The organism is Phormidesmis priestleyi ULC007 (genome assembly GCF_003003695.1).
In the GTDB taxonomy this organism is placed as follows: domain Bacteria; phylum Cyanobacteriota; class Cyanobacteriia; order Leptolyngbyales; family Leptolyngbyaceae; genus Phormidesmis_A; species Phormidesmis_A priestleyi_A.
In genome coordinates this window covers 1-1,040 of the sequence record NZ_PVWG01000131.1, presented here as the reverse complement: position 1 = coordinate 1,040, position 1,040 = coordinate 1, and the positions used below count along the sequence as shown (strand labels likewise).

General features: G+C 56.9%; 1 protein-coding gene. It reads left to right on the top strand.

Annotated features, from left to right (window positions below):
- On the top strand, positions 1 to 1,040 hold a 1,040-nt coding region (psbD, locus tag C7B65_RS27005; RefSeq protein ID WP_073075390.1), incomplete at its 3' end, for a photosystem II D2 protein (photosystem q(a) protein).

The window sequence follows — 1,040 nt, the reverse complement described above, 5'->3', positions numbered from 1 at the left end:
ATGACCATTGCAGTTGGGCGCGCGCAACCAACCCGAGGCGTATTCGACGCTCTCGATGACTGGTTGAAACGCGATCGCTTCGTCTTTATCGGCTGGTCTGGACTCCTGCTGTTCCCCTGCGCCTTCTTGGCCGTGGGCGGCTGGATGACTGGCACCACTTTCGTTACCTCCTGGTACACCCACGGCTTGGCCACCTCCTACCTCGAAGGTGCCAACTTCCTCACCGTCGCCGTTTCCACCCCTGCCGACAGCATGGGACACTCCCTGCTCTTGCTCTGGGGCCCGGAAGCCCAAGGCGACCTGACTCGCTGGTTCCAAATCGGCGGCTTGTGGGCTTTCGTTGCCCTGCACGGTGCATTTGGACTGATCGGCTTCTGTCTGCGTCAGCTTGAAATTGCCCGGCTCGTCGGCATTCGTCCCTACAACGCCATCGCCTTCACCGGACCGATCGCCGTGTTTGTGTCGGTGTTTTTGATGTACCCCTTGGGGCAATCGAGCTGGTTCTTTGCTCCTAGCTTCGGCGTGGCCGCCATCTTCCGATTCATTCTGTTCATCCAGGGCTTCCACAACTTCACCCTCAACCCCTTCCACATGATGGGCGTGGCGGGCATTTTGGGCGGTGCTTTGCTCTGTGCTATTCACGGAGCCACGGTGGAGAACACCTTGTTTGAAGACAGCGAAAACGCCAACACCTTCCGGGCGTTCAACCCGACTCAGAGTGAAGAAACCTACTCGATGGTGACGGCAAACCGATTCTGGTCGCAGATTTTCGGGATTGCTTTTTCCAACAAGCGGTGGCTGCACTTCTTCATGCTGTTTGTGCCCGTGACGGGGTTGTGGATGGCATCGGTGGGCATTGTCGGGTTAGCGCTGAACCTGCGGGCGTATGATTTCGTCTCTCAGGAGTTGCGGGCTGCCGAAGACCCCGAATTTGAAACGTTCTACACGAAGAACATTTTGTTGAACGAAGGCATCCGCGCTTGGATGGCTTCTCAAGACCAGCCTCACGAAAAATTTGTATTCCCTGAAGAGGTTCTGCC